The organism is Pseudomonas sp. SCT (genome assembly GCF_003864275.1).
Lineage (GTDB): Bacteria > Pseudomonadota > Gammaproteobacteria > Pseudomonadales > Pseudomonadaceae > Stutzerimonas > Stutzerimonas stutzeri_AE.
Genome location: NZ_BDJA01000001.1, coordinates 634,947 through 652,819 on the forward strand (window position 1 = coordinate 634,947; position 17,873 = coordinate 652,819).

Annotated in this window: 17 protein-coding genes; 7 read left to right on the plus strand and 10 right to left on the minus strand. The window is 64.4% G+C overall.

What is annotated here, in order from left to right; genetic code table 11:
- The first annotated feature begins 36 nt into the window (after positions 1 to 36).
- The gene (locus BHD08_RS02930; RefSeq protein WP_125020751.1) at positions 37 to 1,683 is read left to right on the plus strand and encodes an acyl-CoA dehydrogenase family protein; all 1,647 of its coding nucleotides are present in this window, start codon (positions 37 to 39) and stop codon (positions 1,681 to 1,683) included.
- A 20-nt stretch (positions 1,684 to 1,703) separates the two neighbouring features.
- On the opposite strand, the gene BHD08_RS02935 is transcribed toward BHD08_RS02930, so the two are convergent.
- Complete coding sequence (locus tag BHD08_RS02935) at positions 1,704 to 2,546, minus strand: ion transporter (RefSeq protein WP_125020752.1); 843 nt, start codon at positions 2,544 to 2,546, stop codon at positions 1,704 to 1,706.
- Between the two features lie 523 nt (positions 2,547 to 3,069).
- Between BHD08_RS02935 and BHD08_RS02940 the strand changes: the two genes are divergently transcribed.
- From BHD08_RS02940 to BHD08_RS02950, 3 genes are all read left to right on the plus strand, one after another.
- Complete coding sequence (locus BHD08_RS02940) at positions 3,070 to 4,581, plus strand: succinate CoA transferase (RefSeq protein ID WP_125020753.1); 1,512 nt, start codon at positions 3,070 to 3,072, stop codon at positions 4,579 to 4,581.
- 220 nt (positions 4,582 to 4,801) lie between these two features.
- Positions 4,802 to 6,277 carry an AMP nucleosidase gene (amn, locus tag BHD08_RS02945; RefSeq protein WP_106157491.1) on the plus strand — a complete coding sequence of 492 codons (1,476 nt, stop codon included), beginning with the start codon at positions 4,802 to 4,804 and terminating at the stop codon, positions 6,275 to 6,277.
- 80 nt (positions 6,278 to 6,357) lie between these two features.
- Positions 6,358 to 6,600 (plus strand): DUF2789 domain-containing protein, encoded by a 243-nt coding sequence (locus tag BHD08_RS02950; RefSeq protein ID WP_125020754.1) that lies wholly within the window; start codon positions 6,358 to 6,360, stop codon positions 6,598 to 6,600.
- 19 nt (positions 6,601 to 6,619) lie between these two features.
- Here BHD08_RS02950 and BHD08_RS02955 read toward each other — a convergent pair whose 3' ends face one another.
- The 5 genes from BHD08_RS02955 to BHD08_RS02975 form a co-directional block, all read right to left on the minus strand.
- Entirely contained in the window at positions 6,620 to 7,192 is a 573-nt protein-coding gene (locus BHD08_RS02955; protein ID WP_125020755.1) for a HupE/UreJ family protein, read from the minus strand.
- A gap of 105 nt (positions 7,193 to 7,297) precedes the next feature.
- Complete coding sequence (gene ureG / locus BHD08_RS02960; RefSeq protein ID WP_125020756.1) at positions 7,298 to 7,912, minus strand: urease accessory protein UreG; 615 nt, start codon at positions 7,910 to 7,912, stop codon at positions 7,298 to 7,300.
- 670 nt (positions 7,913 to 8,582) lie between these two features.
- Positions 8,583 to 9,275: an urease accessory protein UreF gene (locus BHD08_RS02965; RefSeq protein ID WP_125020757.1), complete on the minus strand. Its 693-nt coding sequence runs from the start codon at positions 9,273 to 9,275 to the stop codon at positions 8,583 to 8,585.
- Positions 9,272 to 9,772, minus strand: coding sequence for an urease accessory protein UreE (gene ureE, locus BHD08_RS02970; protein ID WP_125020758.1), 501 nt, complete (start codon positions 9,770 to 9,772; stop codon positions 9,272 to 9,274). Before ureE ends, BHD08_RS02965 begins: the two co-directional genes overlap by 4 nt.
- Positions 9,773 to 9,934: 162 nt before the next feature.
- The gene (locus BHD08_RS02975) at positions 9,935 to 10,420 is read right to left on the minus strand and encodes a GNAT family N-acetyltransferase (protein WP_125020953.1); all 486 of its coding nucleotides are present in this window, start codon (positions 10,418 to 10,420) and stop codon (positions 9,935 to 9,937) included.
- Positions 10,421 to 10,697: 277 nt separating this feature from the next.
- Here BHD08_RS02975 and BHD08_RS02980 point away from each other — a divergent pair, with 277 nt between their 5' ends.
- Entirely contained in the window at positions 10,698 to 11,570 is an 873-nt protein-coding gene (locus tag BHD08_RS02980) for a DMT family transporter (protein WP_015275540.1), read from the plus strand.
- A 100-nt stretch (positions 11,571 to 11,670) separates the two neighbouring features.
- A complete protein-coding gene (locus BHD08_RS02985; protein ID WP_015275541.1) occupies positions 11,671 to 12,534 on the plus strand; it encodes an oxaloacetate decarboxylase in 864 nt (287 codons plus the stop codon).
- 87 nt (positions 12,535 to 12,621) lie between these two features.
- Here BHD08_RS02985 and BHD08_RS02990 read toward each other — a convergent pair whose 3' ends face one another.
- Complete coding sequence (locus BHD08_RS02990; protein WP_125020759.1) at positions 12,622 to 13,341, minus strand: TorF family putative porin; 720 nt, start codon at positions 13,339 to 13,341, stop codon at positions 12,622 to 12,624.
- Between the two features lie 304 nt (positions 13,342 to 13,645).
- Here BHD08_RS02990 and BHD08_RS02995 point away from each other — a divergent pair, with 304 nt between their 5' ends.
- Positions 13,646 to 13,912: a DksA/TraR family C4-type zinc finger protein gene (locus BHD08_RS02995; protein ID WP_125020760.1), complete on the plus strand. Its 267-nt coding sequence runs from the start codon at positions 13,646 to 13,648 to the stop codon at positions 13,910 to 13,912.
- On the opposite strand, the gene BHD08_RS03000 is transcribed toward BHD08_RS02995, so the two are convergent.
- From BHD08_RS03000 to BHD08_RS03010, 3 genes are all read right to left on the minus strand, one after another.
- On the minus strand, positions 13,913 to 15,094 hold the full coding sequence (locus BHD08_RS03000; protein ID WP_125020761.1) for a GAF domain-containing sensor histidine kinase: 1,182 nt from the start codon (positions 15,092 to 15,094) through the stop codon (positions 13,913 to 13,915). It lies immediately after the preceding gene.
- A gap of 68 nt (positions 15,095 to 15,162) precedes the next feature.
- The gene (locus BHD08_RS03005; RefSeq protein WP_125020762.1) at positions 15,163 to 16,635 is read right to left on the minus strand and encodes an NCS1 family nucleobase:cation symporter-1; all 1,473 of its coding nucleotides are present in this window, start codon (positions 16,633 to 16,635) and stop codon (positions 15,163 to 15,165) included.
- A 330-nt stretch (positions 16,636 to 16,965) separates the two neighbouring features.
- A complete protein-coding gene (locus BHD08_RS03010) occupies positions 16,966 to 17,694 on the minus strand; it encodes a hypothetical protein (protein WP_125020763.1) in 729 nt (242 codons plus the stop codon).
- Positions 17,695 to 17,873 lie beyond the last annotated feature (179 nt).

A 17,873-nucleotide genomic window follows, 5' to 3' on the forward strand; every position in this document is an offset into this window, starting at 1 on the left:
AACCGCCGCGGCATCGGTATCGAAGGAGGACGCTAGATGAACCTGCAGACCTGCGCCGAAACCCATGAGGTCACCAATCAGGTGCCGCCGCTGGATGGCGCCAACCTCTACCGTATCGACCTGCCATTGCAGCAGTGGGTACAGCGCTACCACGCCGGCTGGGCGGAAGATCGACTGGACCGTTACGGCGCGCTCGCCGGCGGGCCGCTGATGCAGGCCGGCTTTCTCGCCAACGAGAACAGGCCGCTGTTCAAAAGTCATGACCGCTACGGCCATCGCATCGATCTGGTGGAGTTTCACCCCGCTTATCACGAACTGATGCGTGCCGCCGTCGAGCACGGTATTCCGTCGCTGCCCTGGAGCGAGCCGCAGTCCGGCGCACAGGTGGCACGTGCCGCCCTGATGTACCTGCACAACCAGGCCGAGGCCGGCAGCAGCTGCCCGCTGACCATGACCTACGCCAGCGTGCCGGCGCTGCGCCTGCAGCCGGATCTTGCCGAGCGCTGGCTGCCGAAGATCCTTGCCCGCGAATATGACCCGCGCAACCTGCCGATGGAGCAGAAGGCCGGCGTCACCATCGGCATGGCCATGACCGAGAAGCAGGGTGGCACCGACGTGCGCGCCAACAGCACCCGCGCCTATCCGGTTGGTGCCGGTGGGCCGGGCCAGGCCTACGAGCTGATCGGGCACAAGTGGTTCTGCTCGGCGCCGATGTGCGATGCCTTCCTCACCCTGGCGCAGACCGACAAGGGCCTGTCCTGCTTCCTGCTGCCGCGCCATCGCCCGGATGGCACGCGCAACCAGTTCTATATCCAGCGCCTGAAGAACAAGCTGGGCAACTGGGCCAACGCCTCCAGCGAAGTCGAATACCGCGGTGCGCTGGCCTGGATGGTCGGTGAAGATGGGCGCGGCGTGCCGACCATCATCGAGATGGTCTCCTCGACCCGCTTCGACTGCATGATCGGCTCCAGCTCGCTGATGCGTCAGGCGCTGACCCAGGCCATGCACCACTGCGCGCACCGCTTGGTCGGCGGCCGCGTCCTGCTGGAGCAGCCGCTGATGCAGAACGTGCTGGCCGACCTTGCCCTGGAAAGCGAGGCGGCGCTGGCGCTGACCCTGCGCATGGGCCGCGCCCAGGACAATCGCCATGACGAGCACGAAGACAAGTTCGCCCGTCTGGTCACCGCCGTCGGCAAATACTGGATCTGCAAGCGCGCGCCGAACATGATCGCCGAGGCCAGCGAATGCCTGGGTGGCGCTGGCTACGTCGAGGAAACCATCCTGCCGCGGCTGTACCGCGAGGCGCCGGTGAATTCCATCTGGGAGGGCTCCGGCAATGTGCAGTGCCTGGACGTGCTGCGCGCGCTGTCCAAGGAGCCCGGCGTGCTGGAGGTGCTGTTCACCGAGCTCGGCGACGGTCACGGTGATGCGCGGCTGAAGGCGCACATCCAGCGACTGAAGGTGGCCTTTGGCGATACCGAGGACATCCAGTACCGCGCCCGGCAGCTCACCGAAGACGTGGCCATCGGCCTGCAGGCCAAGTTGCTGCTCGAAGCCGGCAACGCAGCCGTTTCCGATGCGTTCATTGCCAGCCGCCTGGAGGGGCAGGGGCGCGTCTATGGCACCTTGCCGCGCGGGCTGGACATCGACGCGCTGCTCGCGCGCAGTGCGCCGCAGCTGTGACTCGTGGCAGGTGGTATCGGCTAGCGGCGAGCCTGCCCGCGTAGCAGTTCCTTGAGTTCGGCGATTTCGCCACGCAGGGCGCGGACCTCTTCATGCAGGTCGGCCTCGATGTGCTCGCGTGCCGCCTCGATGGTTGCCTGAGTGGCTTCGTGGTCAGCATCGGTAACCGTCTGCATCGCGTTGACGATGATCGCGATGAACAGGTTGAGCATGGTGAAGGTGGCGATCAGGATGAACGGGATGAAGAACACCCAGGCATAGGGGAACACGTCCATCAGCGGGCGCACGATGCCCATCGACCAGCTTTCCAGCGTCATCACCTGGAACAGTGTGTAGACCGAACGGCCGAGGTTGCCGAACCACTCGGGGAAGTCGGCGCCGAACAGCCCGGTGGCGATCACTGCGGACACGTAGAAGACCAGCGCCAGCACCATGGCAATCGAGCCCAGGCCGGGAATGGCTGACAGCAGCGCTCCGACCACGCGGCGCATCGATGGCACCATGGTGACCATGCGCATCACCCGCAGCACGCGCAGGGCGCGCAGAACGCTGAACGGGCCGCTGGCGGGTACCAGCGCGATGGCCACCACGGTGAAATCGAACAGGCTCCAGGGATCACGGAAGAACGCCGCGCGATGAACGTAGATGCGCGCTGCGATTTCCACCACGAACACGCCGAGGATCAGCATGTCGAGGGCTCTGAGGAACTCGCCCCAGCTGGCCACCAGTGACGGCGAGGTCTGCATGCCGAGGATGGCCGCGTTGATCACGATCAGCAGCAGAATGCCGCGCTGAACGGCTGGCCGCTCAATGAGCTGCTTGAGCCGACTACGAGTGCTCGTTTCCACGGGGGTTGCCTGCATGATGCCTACCTGTCTGTTTCGATCATCGCCCTGCCCGCGACCGCGGGAGGTTACCGCTGTACTCGGCCGGGCGGGCGCGAGTATGGCGGCGAAGACCTGCGCGGGGAAGTGACAGCGGTGCCCGGTTCGTTTCCCGATTTGACAGGGATCGGGCGGCGCTTTGAGCGCGGCGACAGACCGGGCGCCCCGGTTCCACCGCGTGCGAGGGCCAGCGAGCGCCTCGCAGCTGGCCGGTCGTGGTTGCGCTGGGCGCGGATACCGGCTATGACCTCTCCTGTGCGGCGGCCTGCTAGTACCTTTGTATAACAGCCAAACGAGCTGGTGCTCCTAGAATGGGGCCAGCGACTACGTTACGGGGTTGCAAGTGCCGCATGATTTTTTGAGGTTCAGATATTGAGCGGCAAAAGACATGGGCGCTTTGTCTCCGGACATCAAGTGGCCGTCTCCCTGCCTCGTCAGGCCTGGCGAATTTCTTTGCAGAGCCTTCACGGACGAGCATTCGATGAGTTTCTGAGGTGAGTTCATGGCAACCGATCTAAACAAGTACATCCGCAACGCAGCGTTTCTCGACAAGGTCGTCTCGGCAGAAGAGGCCGCGTCGTGGATCGAGGACGGCATGACGCTGGGCATGAGCGGCTTCACCCTGTTCGGGGAGCCGAAGGTGTTTCCGAAGGCACTGTCCGAGCGCGGCCAGCGCGAGAAATTCAAGGTCAACCTGTTCACCGGCGCGTCCATGGGGCCGGCGGCCGACCAGTCGATGGCCGAAGCCGGCATCATCAACAAGCGCATCCCGTACCAGGGCAACGCGGTACAGCGCAAGAAGATCAACGCCGGCGAGGTGCTCTACATCGATCAGCACCTGTCGCACACCGCCGAGCTGCTGCGTCAGGGCGTGCTGCCGCAGGTCGACTACGCCATCATCGAGGCGGCTGCGATCACCGAGGACGGTCAGATCATCCCGACCGGTTCGGTCGGTAACTCGCCGATCTTCGTGCAGAACGCCAAGCACGTGATCATCGAGCTGAACACTTCTGCTCCACGCGAGTACGAAGGCATGCACGACATCTACATTCCCGGCCCCGCCGGTGAGGATTCGCGCAAGGACATCCCGGTCTACAACGTCAGCAAGCGCATCGGCTCGATCGGTATTCCGGTCGATCCGGCCAAGGTGCGCGGCATCGTGCTGTCCAGCGAGCCGGACATTCCTTCCCCGCTGTTCGAGCCGAACGCCGAAACCCAGAAGATCGCCGACAACCTGCTGGACTTCCTGCGCGAGGAAGTGAAGCTGGGACGCCTGACCAATAGCCTGGCTCCGCTGCAGTCCGGTGTCGGCTCGGTGGCCAACGCGGTGCTGGCCGGCATGAAGACCTCCGAGTTCAAGGATCTGACCGTCGCTTCCGAAGTGCTGCAGGACGGCGTGTTCGACCTGATCGACGCCGGGGTGGTGAAGTTCGCCGCCGCCACCGCCTTCTCCCTGTCGAAGAAGCGCGTGGACAACCTGGCCTCGGACCTCGCCAAGTACGCCGGCAAGGTGGTGTTCCGTCCGCAGGAGATCTCCAACCATCCGGAAGTGATCCGTCGTCTGGGCATCATCTCCTTCAATACCGCGCTGGAAGTCGATATCTACGGCAACGTGAACTCCACCCACGTCAACGGCACCCACATGATGAATGGTATCGGCGGCTCGGGTGACTTCGCCCGCAACGCACGTATCAGCATCTTCGTGACAACCTCGACGGCGAAGGACGGCAAGATTTCCTCCATCGTGCCGTTCGTCACCCATGTGGATCACACCAACCATGACGTCGACGTGATCATCACCGAGCAGGGCTATGCCGATCTGCGCGGGCTGGCGCCCATCGAGGCGGCGGCGCGGATCATCGAGAACTGCATGCACCCGGACTACAAGGCCCAGGCGCTCGCCTACCTCGAAGAAGCCAAACAGCGTGGTGGTCACACCCCGCACGTGCTGGAAAAAGCCTTCTCCTGGCACGCCAACTTCGCCAAGAACGGCACCATGCTGCTGGACAAGTAATCGATAGGAGCCTGTGCGGCTGATGCAGCGATGCGTCGGCAGCGGGCTCGAAGCGGTGCAAGAATCCGACGCCAGGCTCTGGCGTCGGATTTTTTTCGCCAGATGACGGCCGAATTTGCAACGTGCGGACGTCTCGGGTGCGGCTCCATCCGCTCTGCTGCGTATACATCCGTCACCAAATGCAGCCAAGATAGAGCGGAGTGTTAAGCCAGGATTAGCCATGACTTCCAACGAATCCAGATCCTTCACCGTCGCCACCCGCGCTGAGGAGGCGGTCGATAAGCTGGCCGAGCTGCACGCGCAGGCCACCGCGGCGCTGAACCAGGCGCTCAAGCGCTACGTCACCAGCCGTACCGAGCCGAGCCTGCAGGAACGCAGTCTGTTCCGCTACCCGCAGCTGCGCCTGACCTACGAGTGCCACGGCGAAGTGCCGGCCTCGACCCGCGCCTATGCCAAGGTGCAGGCGCCTGGGGTGTACAGCGTCACCGTGACCCACCCGGCCGCCTTCCGCGCCTACCTGCTCGATCAGCTGAAGCCGCTGATTCAGGACTTCAACGTCACCGTTGAGGTCGGCATGAGCGACCGCAACATTCCCTATCCCTACGTGATCGAGCAGGGCGACGAGCTGGCCGGCACCGGCGTGACCGCCGCCGAGCTGGCGCGGGTTTTCCCCAGCACCGACCTGTCCGCGGCCACCGATGACATCGCCGACGGGCTCTACGACTGGGAGCACGCCGATCCCTATCCGCTGGCGCTGTTCGACGGCGCGCGGGTGGATTTCTCGCTGCGCCGCCTGGTGCACTACACCGGCAGTGACTGGCGCCACGTGCAGCCATGGATTCTGCTGACCAACTACCACCGCTACGTCGACCAGTTCATCCGCCACGGCCTGGACATGCTGCGCGACGAAACCCGCTTCGTGCGCATGGTGCTGCCGGGCAACGTGGTTATCGAACGGGGCATGGAAGAGGGCGAGGCGCAGGCGATCATCGGTGGCGTGATGTGGCACCGCTACCAGATGCCGGCCTATCACCTGATCGCCGAGGACGGCCACGGCATCACGCTGGTCAACATCGGCGTCGGCCCATCCAACGCGAAGAACATCACCGACCACCTCGCCGTGCTGCGCCCGCACTGCTGGCTGATGATCGGCCACTGCGGCGGGTTGCGGCAGTCGCAATCCATCGGCGACTACGTGCTGGCCCACGCCTACATGCGCCGCGATGGCATCCTCGATCGCGTACTGCCGCCGCATATCCCGCTGCCGGCACTGGCCGAGGTGCAGCAGGCGCTGCAGGATGCCGCCGCGACGGTCACCGGCGAACAGGGCGAAGCGCTGAAGAAGCGTTTGCGTACCGGCACCGTGCTGACCTACGACGACCGCAACTGGGAGCTGCGCTGGGCGCAGGAGCGGCCGCTGATCAATCTGTCACGTGCCGTGGCGGTGGACATGGAAAGCGGCACCATTGCCGCCCAGGGCTACCGCCTGCGGGTGCCGTACGGCACCTTGCTCTGCGTATCGGACAAGCCGCTGCACAGCGAGATCAAGCTGCCCGGCTCGGCCAATGCGTTCTACGAGCGGGCCGTGACCCAGCACCTGAAAATCGGTATCACCGCGCTGGAACTGCTGCGCAGCCAGCTCAACTCGCTGCACTCGCGCAAGCTGCGCAGCTTCGACGAGCCGCCGTTCCGCTGAATCAGCATGTGCTGCCGGCGCTTTCGTGGGAATGGACGATACTCATAGCGTTCATTCCCGCGACAGCACCGGAGGTCAACATGGAACAGTCGATCCACGCCTTCCATAACCTGTTCGAACAGTTGGGTCTGCCCAACGACGATGTCTCGATCAGGCGCTTTATCGAAACCCATTCGCTGCTAGCCGAGGACGTCTACCTGGCCGACGCGTCGTTCTGGACGCCGGCCCAGGCGGCCTTCCTGCGCGAGGAAATTCTCGAGGATGCCGACTGGGCCGAAGTGGTCGATCGCCTCAATGTGGCGCTGCGTCGGCGCTATCACTGAGGCGCTGCGGTGGGCTCGCTCAGCTGGCCAGCAACCAGGCGCCGGTGAGTGCCGAGGCAGCACCGGCGACACGCACCAGCGGCGCCGCGGCTTGCGGCAGCAAGCGCACCAGTGCGTAACCGGCGGCATGCAGAGCGGCAGTGGCGACAACGAAGCCGGCGGCATAACCCCACGGGCTGGACAGCTCTGGCAGTTCCAGGCCGTGGGCGACGCCGTGGCTGGCGGCGAACAGCGCGGTCAGTGCGGCCGCCACTACCAGCGGTGGGCGCACCGCCAGGGCAACCAGCAGGCCTAGGGCTAGTACCGAGCCGGCAATGCCGGTTTCCATCAGCGGCATCTCGATCCCGGCAAAGCCGGCCAGCCCACCGAACAGCATGGTCGCGACGAAGGTCAGCGGTAGCGCCCAGCGTGCGGTGCCTTGCTGTTGCGCGGCCCACAGTCCGACCGCGAGCATGGCCAGCAGATGGTCGAGACCAAAGATCGGGTGGGCGATGCCGGACATCACGCCGGCATGGTCATGCCCGGGATGAGCCAGGGCCAGCGCGGGGCTGAGCAGCAGGGCGGAGGTGACCAGGATTTTCTGAACGTTCATGCGATTTCCTCTGGTTGCATGGCTAAAGCTGGACCGATAAGGCGTCGCTCGGTCGGTTTCCGTAGGTGGGCGAGGCCACGCGTCCTCGCGCCGGTACTGCGCTGGTCAGGCAGCGCTGAGCATTCCCTGTTTCTCGATAAAGGCGATGATCTCGTCGAGGCCGTGGCCGACCTTCTGGTTGCTGAAAACGAACGGCCGCTCGCCGCGCATCTTGCGGGCGTCGCGATCCATCACCTCCAGCGAGGCTCCGACCATCGGCGCCAGGTCGATCTTGTTGATCACCAGCAGGTCGGACTTGCAGATGCCCGGACCGCCCTTGCGCGGCAACTTGTCGCCGGCGGACACGTCGATCACGTAGATGGTCAGGTCCGACAGCTCCGGGCTGAACGTGGCCGAGAGGTTGTCGCCGCCGGACTCGACGATGATCAGGTCCAGGCCGGGAAAGCGTCGGTTGAGCTGCTCGACGGCCTCGAGGTTGATCGAGGCGTCCTCGCGGATCGCCGTGTGCGGGCAGCCGCCGGTTTCCACACCGATGATCCGCTCGGGCTCCAGGGCCTCGTTACGCACGAGGAACTGGGCGTCTTCCTGGGTGTAGATGTCGTTGGTCACCACGGCGAGGTTGTAGCGATTGCGCAGGGCCTGGCACAGAGCGAGGGTCAGGGCGGTCTTGCCGGAACCGACCGGCCCACCAATGCCGACGCGCAGGGGTTGGGTATTCATGGGTGTTCTCCTCTGGAAGGCGGTGTGACTGCCTTGGGGTTGATGCGAAGGGCGTGCTGACGGGGTGCGCGGAGGGACGCGAAGTCCGTAGGGTGGGTAACGCGAAGCTTACCCACCGTTTTGAAAAGTAATCGGCCATGGCGCGGCAAGGGCTTGCTTGTAGCTTGCGGTGGAAAATGCTGCGCAGTTTTCCACCCTACGTCGCTCTTACTGGCACGGCCTAGCAGGCACCTCCAATCGCCCCTTTCAGCAGGCCGAATGGAATCCGCGCGGAGGGGAGCGAGCGGCATGAATGCCGCGAGAGGACTGGGCGTCCCCGCGATAAAGGGCCATGGATGGCCCTTGTGCGCCGATCCCCGGAGCGGGGATGGAGTGAGGGAAGTCGGGCGAAGCGAGCCCCGGATGGAGGGGCAAGCGTTTTTGGTTACTTTTTCGGCGTTTGGAAAAAGTGACTCGCCCAGCAGGGCGAAACCAATGCATTGGCCAGCTCGCATATTAGCCCGAGATTCCCAGGCCAGCGCCAGCAAGCCGTTGTTAGGGCGCGCCATATCAAGGGCAGGCGAGAATGCAGCGGTCTGGAACCAACCAAACCAATCGTCACGTGCGCACGCTCCATCCGTGAGCACACTCGCACCTACAGACCCGCACGATAAAGCGAAACGCACCCTCCTCATGACCTAAACAACCGACTGTACTGCCGCTCATGCGCCATGCTGGTCAGCGCCAGTCCAAACGGCGCGCTGCCCCAGTCCCGCACCGGCAGCTCGCTGGCGAGCTGCTGCGCCTGAGTCAGAGTCGGCAACAACTGCGAGGTCAAGCGCTGCGCCGCCTGCTGTCCCAGCGGCAGCGTCTTCATCAGCACCGCCAGCTGGTTTTCCAGCCAGCCCCACAGCCAGGCGGCGAGAGCGCCGGAGGGTGTGATCTGCCAGGTGCGGGCGGCGAATGCCCAGGCCATGGCCAGGCCGGGCTCGCCAGCGGCAGCGAGACAATCGCGGGCGGGTTGGTCGAGTTCCGGCAGGCCGTCGAGCAGCTGCGTCAGGGAATAGCCCATCTGCCGGCTTTCCAGTTGCAGCTCGCGGGTTTCGCGGCTGGCGCGGTGCTCGGCGGCGAGCTGCAACAGGCGTGGAAAGTCGTCCCGTGCCGCCGCTTCGCAATGCGCGAGCAGCAGCGGCGCCTCGAAGCGAGCGAGGTTCAGCAGTAGTTGATCCTCAAGCCAACGCCGGGCGCTGTCCGGGTTGCTTACCCGGCCGTTCTCCACCGCCATCTCCAGCCCCTGGGAATAGCTGTAGCCGCCGATCGGCAGCTGCGGGCTGGCCAGCCGGAGCAGCGCCCAGACCGAGTTGGGAGCGGCCGTGGCGTTCACGTTCGCACGCCGAACTGGTGCAGGCGCGGTGCGTAGCTGAACTCCGCCTCGCCGGCGTGGGAATGGTGATGGCCGCCACCGTAGGCACCATGCTCCGGCTGGAACGGCGCTTCGATGTGTTCGACGCTGGCGCCCAGCTGCAGCAGCATGTCTTTGAGCACATAGTCGTCGAGCAGGCGCAGCCAGCCGTCGCCGACCTGCAGGGCGACATGGCGGTTGCCCAGGTGATAGGCGGCGCGGGTCAGCTCGAAGGCGCTGGCGCAGGTAACATGCAGCAGCTGCTCGGGGCGGGCGCAGACGCGTACCACGCGGCCATCACCGGCGAGCAGGCATTCGCCATCGTGCAACGGTTGCTGGCCGCGTTCGAGGAACAGGCCGACTTCCTCGCCGCTCTTGCTGAAGCAGCGCAGGCGGCTTTTGCTGCGTGCGTCGTAGGTCAGTTCAAGTTCGGCCTGCCACTCGGGGCGGGCTTCGATGCGTTGGCGTATCACCAGCATGGGCAGGTTCCGGTCGGATCATTTCCGGAACAAGAGCAAGTGGCTTGCCAACCAGGGCGATGGGCACCGCTGGCGGCGGCTGGCGGACGCTCATGCCTGATATTGGGGCTGCTGGCGCACCACTGTGGTGCGCCAGTCTGGGTGAGAGAAAAGCTGTGAGCTTTATTGGTGCAGGCTACGCACCATATATACCGCCGGGATCTGGTAGCTGGCCAGGTTGCCCGCCTGTGGCGGGTCAAGGTCGTCATGGGCTTGGTAGCCCAGGCGCGACCAGAAGCCGGTGGAATCCTGCACCGAGACCAGTGCCGAATAGCGCAGGCTCGCCGCGCTGGCCTGCTGCAGGTTGTGCCGTACCAGTGCCGGGCCGATACCGCGTCCCGCGGCGCGTCCGGTCACGGCCAGGTCATGCAGATAGAGACAATCGGCGTCGCCGTCGCTGGAGAACTCCCCGTCCAGCGGCGTCACCTTGCCCAGGCGCGAGTGGTAGGCGAACAGGTAGGCGCAAACGCCCTCGCCATCCTCGGCCACCCACGCCTGTTGCGGGAACGCTGCCAGCCGCGAGCGGATCACCACTTCGTCTTCCAGGACCTCGGCTGCATAGGATTCTTCCTGGATCGCCAGGACGGCAGGGATATCGCGCTCCTGCATCGCTCTCAACTGGTACATCACGACTACACTCGAACGCCGCGAAACGCCGCGCGGCTCGGCAAAAAGCCGGCGATCATACGCGAAATGCCAGCGTTTCGCTTGCCGCTGGGCGGCGCGTCCGCGCTCCGTCAGCGCTCCGTCAGCGCACTCAGCAGGACCGGCAGGGCAGCGGCGCCCCGGTCCTGGCCCGGCTGAAAGGTTTCAGCTGATTGGTGCAGCGGTGCGACAAGATGACAGGCATAATGGTTAGCCTGCTAACAGGTGGTTGAGGCCTGCGTTGAACGATCACCATCACCCGCTCTACGGCGTTCTGCTGATATTGCTGTCGGGTCTGTTGCTGGCCAGTCATGACGGGCTGGCCAAGCACCTCTCGGAAATCTACCCGGTGTTCCTGGTCATCTGGGCTCGTTACGTCGCGCAGACGGTGCTGATGACCGCGCTGTTCGTGCCGCGCATGGGCCAGCGCGTGTTTCGCACCCTGCGCCCGTGGCCGCAGCTGCTGCGTGGGCTCAGCCTGGTCAGCGTCAGTCTGCTGTTCATCAACGGCCTGCATTTCATCCCGCTGGCCGAAGCCACCGCGGTGATCTTTCTGACCCCGGTGCTGGTGACCATCGCCTCGGCGTTGCTGGGCGAGCGGGTCAGCCGCAGCCAGTGGCTCGCCGTGGGCTTTGGCCTGCTCGGGGTGCTGATCATCGTGCGTCCCGGTTCGGCGCTGTTCACCCCGGCGGTGCTGTTGCCCTTCGGCGCGGCGCTGTCGTTCACCGTGTATCAGCTGGTGACCCGGCGCCTGGCCGGCACCGACCACCCGGTGACCAGCAACTACCTGACCAGTCTGGTCGGCTGCGTGACCCTGAGCGTGCTGGTGGTCTTCAACTGGCGCACGCCAACGCTGCACGACGCGCTGCTGATGGGCGCGCTCGGCGGCATGGCAATGCTCGGCCACCTGCTGCTGACCAATGCCTTCCGCTTCGCCAGCGCGGCGACGCTGGCGCCGTTCACCTACGGCCAGATCGTCTTTGCCGGGGTGGTCGGCTACGTCGCCTTCGATCACGCGCCGGATGCAGGGGCGCTGATCGGCATGGCGGTGATCATCGCCAGCGGCCTGTGCATGGCTTATGTGCAGCGCCGCCAGGGGCCGGTCGAGGGATAAACGGCGAAAATGTGCCATCCGGCCGACCAGGCAGCTTCTCAACAACACTGAAATGAAAAGACAGGGCGAATCGACCCTTGCGTGCACTCATGGAGCCTATATGCCGCGACTCTCTCATCACGACCTGCGCCGCAACTTTCGCGAGCTGCTGAACGCCGACCGCTGCTTCCACACCGCTTCGGTGTTCGATCCGATGTCCGCGCGCATCGCCGCCGACCTCGGCTTCGAAGTGGGCATCCTCGGTGGCTCGGTAGCCTCGCTGCAGGTCCTCGCCGCGCCGGACTTCAACCTCATTACCTTGAGCGAGTTCGTCGAGCAGGCCACGCGTATCTGCCGCGTCGCCCAGCTGCCGGTGCTGGCTGATGCCGACCACGGCTACGGCAACGCGCTGAACGTGATGCGCACCGTTTCCGAACTGGAGCGCGCCGGGATATCCGCGCTGACCATCGAAGATACCCTGCTGCCGCCCAAATTCGGCCGGCGCTCCACTGACCTCATCGGCATGTTCGAGGCGGTCGGCAAGATCCGTGCGGCGCTGGAGGCGCGGGTCGACCCGGAAATGGCCATCATCGGCCGTACCAATGCCGGCGTGATCGGCTTCGAGGAAGTCATCGCCCGCGCCCAGGCCTACGAGAAGGCCGGCGCCGATGCCATCTGCCTGGTCGGCATCGAGGATTTCGACCACCTGGAGAGCATCGCCAGTCAGTTGAGCAAGCCGCTGATGCTGGTCACCTACGGCAACCCCAACCTGCGCGACAACGCGCGGCTGGCGTCGCTCGGCGTGCGCATCGTGGTCAATGGCCACGCCGCCTACTTCGCCGCGATCAAGGCAACCTACGATTGCCTGCGCGAGCAGCGCCAGGTCGATGCACTGGACCTGAATGCCTCGCAGCTGTCGGTCAAATACTCCACGGCCGATGAGTACGTCGTCTGGGCCGAGGAGTATATGCAGGTCAAGGAGTGAGCCTCCGCGAGCTGACGCTCGCCCCGTTGGCTGTCGAGTGATCCGTCAGCGCTTGTCGAGCGCGCCGTGTTTGCGTTGCGGCCGAGCTCAGAAGAACGAGCGCTCGGCCTTGAACATCATGAAGCCTTCGCAATAGGCGTTCTGCCCCGAGTACACGCCGCACTGCGCGCCGCGCAGGCTCGAGTCGCTGTAGGACAGGTCCATCTGCATGCCGAGCAGCCGGCGGGAAAGGTTCAGCGACCAGTCGTTGAACACCCGCACGCTGCCGCCGGGGTGATACATCGGGCTGTCCATCGAGTGGCTGGCGTACTTCATCCGTACCCCGACATCGAACGGCTGCAGCGCGCCCAGCTCGAGAAATAGCGTGCTGTCGGTGCGTCCCAGCGAGCTGCTCATCGCGCCGCCGAGGCGGCTGCTGCCGAGGTTGATGCCGGCGTAGTACTCCTCGCGGTTTCGCGTCTCGACTTCGGGAAAGCTGTAGCGGATCACGCCCAGCTCATAGCCCATCGAATCGTCGAGCCGTGGTTGGGCATAGCCGACGTAGCTGTTGAGCTCCAGCTGGCTGCCGTCGAACAGACCGACGCTGGGCGACCACTGCCCGACATACACGCCGCTGTCGTGGGTCAGATCCAGGCCGCCGCGAAAGGTGCTGGCGGTAATCGGCTGTACCAGGCCCTGGGCCATGCTGCGCGTGGGCGCCGTGCCGAGCTTGAGATCGAACTGCCCGATTTCGCGCTCGACCACCTCCGGTTGGCTGGCACAACCGCCAAGCACGACGGCCAGTGCTATGAGATATCTGTTGTCCATACACCGCTTCACTGGTGATGTGTGACAGGCCGACCAGTGACGACCACGGATGGGAAGGCCGAGCCAGAGCGCTCCAGCGCAGCGGCACATGAGCTTTCCCGATATCGGGCCGAGGATAGTCAATGCAATCTGCCGGCGAGCCCCGCTCGTCGATTTGGCGCCAGTAGATCGACAGGCGGTGCCGTCCACAGGCGAGGCGGAATTCCGGCGCGCTTTGTTTGCATTGTTGGAAACGCTTGCCGCAAATGCCGTTCGAATGAGATATCCGAAGATGCGACGGTTCGGACAGAACGAGGAGGTTGCGATGGCTACCGGTTGGGCAGGGGATGGCGCGGTGCAGGACCAGATCGACAGCACCGTCGAGGATGCCGTGCAGCGCGCACGTAGCCGACTCGGCCGTGGCGAGAGTCTGAGCCACTGCGAAGAATGCGGGGAAAAGATCCCCGAAGCCCGGCGTCAGGCAGTTCCTGGCGTGCGGCTATGCATCAAATGCCAGGTCGAGCGGGACAAGGAAGAGGCCACGTCCAGCGGCTACAACCGCCGTGGCAGCAAGGACAGCCAGCTGCGTTGATCAGTCGCGGCGCACTGGCATCGAGAAGGTGAAGGTGGTGCCGGCATCGGCGCTGGAGTTCACCTGCATAAGGCCGCCATGGGCCTTCGCCACCTGCTCGACGATAAACAGCCCGAGCCCCAATCCGTTGCGCGAGGTGTCGTCTTCCTGGGAATAGGCATGGAACAGCTGTTCCAGCCGCTCAGCTGGGATCGGCGTGCCGCGGTTGCGTACCGATAGCTGGAAATGCCCGTCGACCACTTCGGCGTTCACGATCACCGGGCCGGTACTGGCGCCATGGTGCAGCGCGTTGGTGATCAGGTTGGCCAGCAGTTGGGCGATCCGGTCCGGGTCGCACTCGAATACCGGCAGCTCCGGCAGTTGCTCAAGCAACACCCGGCTTGGATAGGCGGTACGCAGCTCGTTGACCACCTGCGATAGAACAAGATGCAAGTTGGCCGAGGCCGTCCAGTTCAGCGGTATGCCGTTGCCCAGCTGGCCGCGGGCGAAATCCAGCAGATCATCGACCATTCGTGAGGCGCGCTGGCTGGACGCGCGCACATGCTCGGCGAGTCGTTGCGTACCGGGATCCGTGGAGCGCCGGACCAACAGATCGCTGGCCGCCTGGATCGATGCCAGTGGGGTGCGCAGATCATGGCCGAGCAGGGCGATGAACTGTTCGCGCTGGTGGCCGGTGATGCGCTCATCGGCTAGCGCCGCACGCGTGGCCTGCTGTTGCTCCTCGGCTTCGATCTGCAGCGTCAGCAGCCGCGCAAAGGACTCGAACATCGCCGGCGTCGCCGGGCTCGACAGGTCGCGTGGCAGCGGGTCGAGCGCACAGAGCGTGCCGAAGAAACTGCCGTCGGCGCGCAGCACCGGCACCGAGATATAGCTTTCGAAGCCGTACATCTGCGGTGTGTGATGGTTGCAGTAGTCGGGGTCGGCGCTGACCTGGCTGATGATGATCGGCTGCTGCGAAGCGTGGATTTCGCTGCACAGCGTAGTGGTCACGTCGAGTTCACCGCCAACCTTCAGACCGAACTCGATGCGGTCGAGCACGGCGCAGGCCGTCCAGGAATCTTCGGTAACCCGAGCGACCGCCGCGAAGCGCAATCCAGTTGTTTCGCTGACCACTTGCAGAATGGCCGGGACGGCGCTGATGCGTTGGACGGTGAGCAGGTCGTCGAGGATGGATCGCGCCATCTGCAGGCCCTGAGCGGCGGAAAAAGGCCGGCCACTTTAACATGGCCGACCTGTTCTTCAGCCTGCGGTCAGCCGAGCGGAGCGGGTTGTGCCGCCCTGGCCGGCAGCGACTGGTTGCGCATCAGTCCGTAGTGCAGCACCCCGCCGAACAGGGCGCCCAGCAGCCAGGCGAAGCCGGACAGATTTTCCAGCCCAGGCACCCACACCGAGGCCACCGAAAACAGCGCGCTGACGCCGAAGGCGATCATGGCCTTGCGGTTCCAGCCGGCATTGAAGTGATAGATCCCGCTGCGTGCGGCAGAGAACAGCTGCTGCAGATCGAGGCGTTGGCGGCGAACCAGGTAGTAGTCGGCGACGATGATGCCGTACAGCGGCGCCAGCACCGCACCGAGCGTATCGACGAAGGCGGCGATACCCACTTCGCTGATGAAGGCTACCCACAGCGCGCCGATAAAGAAGGCGATGGCCGCAGTGATGAAACCGCCGGTGCGCGCGCTGATCCTGGCTGGCGCCAGGTTGGCGATGTCATAGGCCGGCGGGATGAAGTTGGCGACCAGGTTGATGCCCACCGTGGCGGCGAAGAAGGTGATGGCGGCGACCACCGTCAGGGTGACGTTGTCGATACGCGCGACGATGTCGGTGGGGTTGGTCAGCGTTTCACCGAACACCACCACGGTCCCGGCGGTGATCACCAGCGCGATCAGCGAGAAGATCGCCAGGCTCACCGGCAGGCCGAGGAAGTTGCCGATGCGCATCTGCCGTTCGCTCTTCACGAAGCGGGCGAAGTCGCCGTAGTTGATCACCACCGCGGCGAAGTAGGCGACCATGGTGCCGACCACCGCGGCGAACGCAGCAATCGGCCCGCCGGCGTGCTCGCCGCTGCCACTGAAGATATCGCCCAGCGCGCCGAGCAGGCTCGGGCCGGCCTGATACCAGATGGCGATCATCAGCACGATCATCACCAGATAGACCAGCGGGCCGGCCCAGTTGAGAAAGCGCGTCACCCAGTCGACGCCACGGACGAACAGCGCCACCTGGAACACGCAGACGATCACGTAGGCGGCCCAGTCGATGGCCGTCAGGCCGAGCAGTGTTGCGGCCTGTGGCTCGCTGCCGAGCAGCGTGCGCAGCAACAGCGCCACCGCGGTCGACGCGAAGTAGGTCTGCACGCCGTACCAGAAAATCGCGACAATGCCGCGCACCATCGCCGGGAAGTTCGCGCCGCGCACGCCCATGCTCGCCCGCGCCATTACCGGGAAGGGGATGCCGTACTTCACGCTGGGTTTGCCGGTGAGCTGCACCAGACCCATGACGATGAAACCGGCCAGCACGATGCCCGCCAGCACTGCCCAGCCATTGAGGCCGTAGCTGATGAACAGGGTGGCGGCGAGGGTGTAGCCGAACAGGCTCTGGATATCGTTGGACCACACATTGAATATCTCGAACCAGCCCCATTTGCGCTCCGCCGGGGCGAGTGGAGCGAGATCGGCGTTATACAGGCTGGGATCGATCTGCTTGATCTGGAAATCGTCATGATTCATGGGAGGGCGCTCTGAGCAAGACTGCGTATTTTTTGTATGCAGTTCTTGTTCCGCGTAAGGCAGAGCTCGCGAATTAATCGGACGTGGCGTAGCGCATCGCGTCAGCGATCCCAGGATTCTAGGCGCTCTCAGGCCGGGTGCTTGGATTGTTTGTATACAGAAGGCGGGGCGAATTTAGCCATACTCGAGCGCGAAAGCTGTCTACGAATGCGCCGCTCGAGGGCCTCGGAACGCACTGCGCACCAGCAGGGTGCGTTCCGGTGGCGCATAAAAAAGCCAGGCCCTGCGTGGGGGCCTGGCTTCTCCGACCGAATCGGCCGGTGGACGCGCTTATTGCTGGGTAATGATCGCGGTATTGTTGCTGCCGGTCTGGCTGATGTTGGCGTAATCAGCGAAGCCAGCCTGGGTAACGTTGGCGAAGTTGTCCATGCCGTTCTGCATGACCACGGCCTGATTCGCTTCACCGAACTGATCGACCAATGCAAGGTTGCCGTCGCCCTGTTGCATCAGGTCCACGGAGTTGGCCACGCCCTCTTGAGCGATATCGGCGACGTTCATGTTGCCCGCCTGGCTCACGTCGATGATGCCCTCCTGGCCAGTCTGCGAGATCAGCGCTTCGTTGCCTTCGCCGAACTGATCGACGACGGTATCGTTGAAGGCGTTGTCCTGAATCAGCACCACATCGTTGTTCAACCCGTCCTGGGTGATGTCGGCGCTGTTCGCGAGGCCTGCCTGTTCGACGAGCGTGCTGTTGTTGACATCGTACTGGCTGATGATGACCCGGCCTTCGACGCCGGTCTGGATGACGTCTGCCTGATGCAATGCACCTTGCTGGGTCACCTCGGAAAAGTTGTCCTGGCCCGTTTGCGTGGTGGTGGCAGCATTCTGCTGCGATGCACCGGTCTGGTAGATGTACGAAGCCTGGCCGACACCTTCCTGATAGACGTCGGCAACCTGGTCAAAACCATTTTGTTCGATAACCGCTTCACTGCTGGCCGCAAAAGCCTGGGTAGCGGATACAGCGAGTACAGCAGCGAAAAGCGCGTTGATTTTGAACATCGATGTTTCTCCGTGGATTCAGTCAGTCGCACAGCCGTATCAGCTGGCGCGGTTACCCGACAAACGCACACCCTCCCGAGAGCGGTACCAGCAATGCCTGCCTTGGGCTTTGGCGCCAGTGGCCGCTTCGCATCCATGCGTCCTAGAGCGGGGCGTCGCGCTTGGGTACGCAGAAGGTA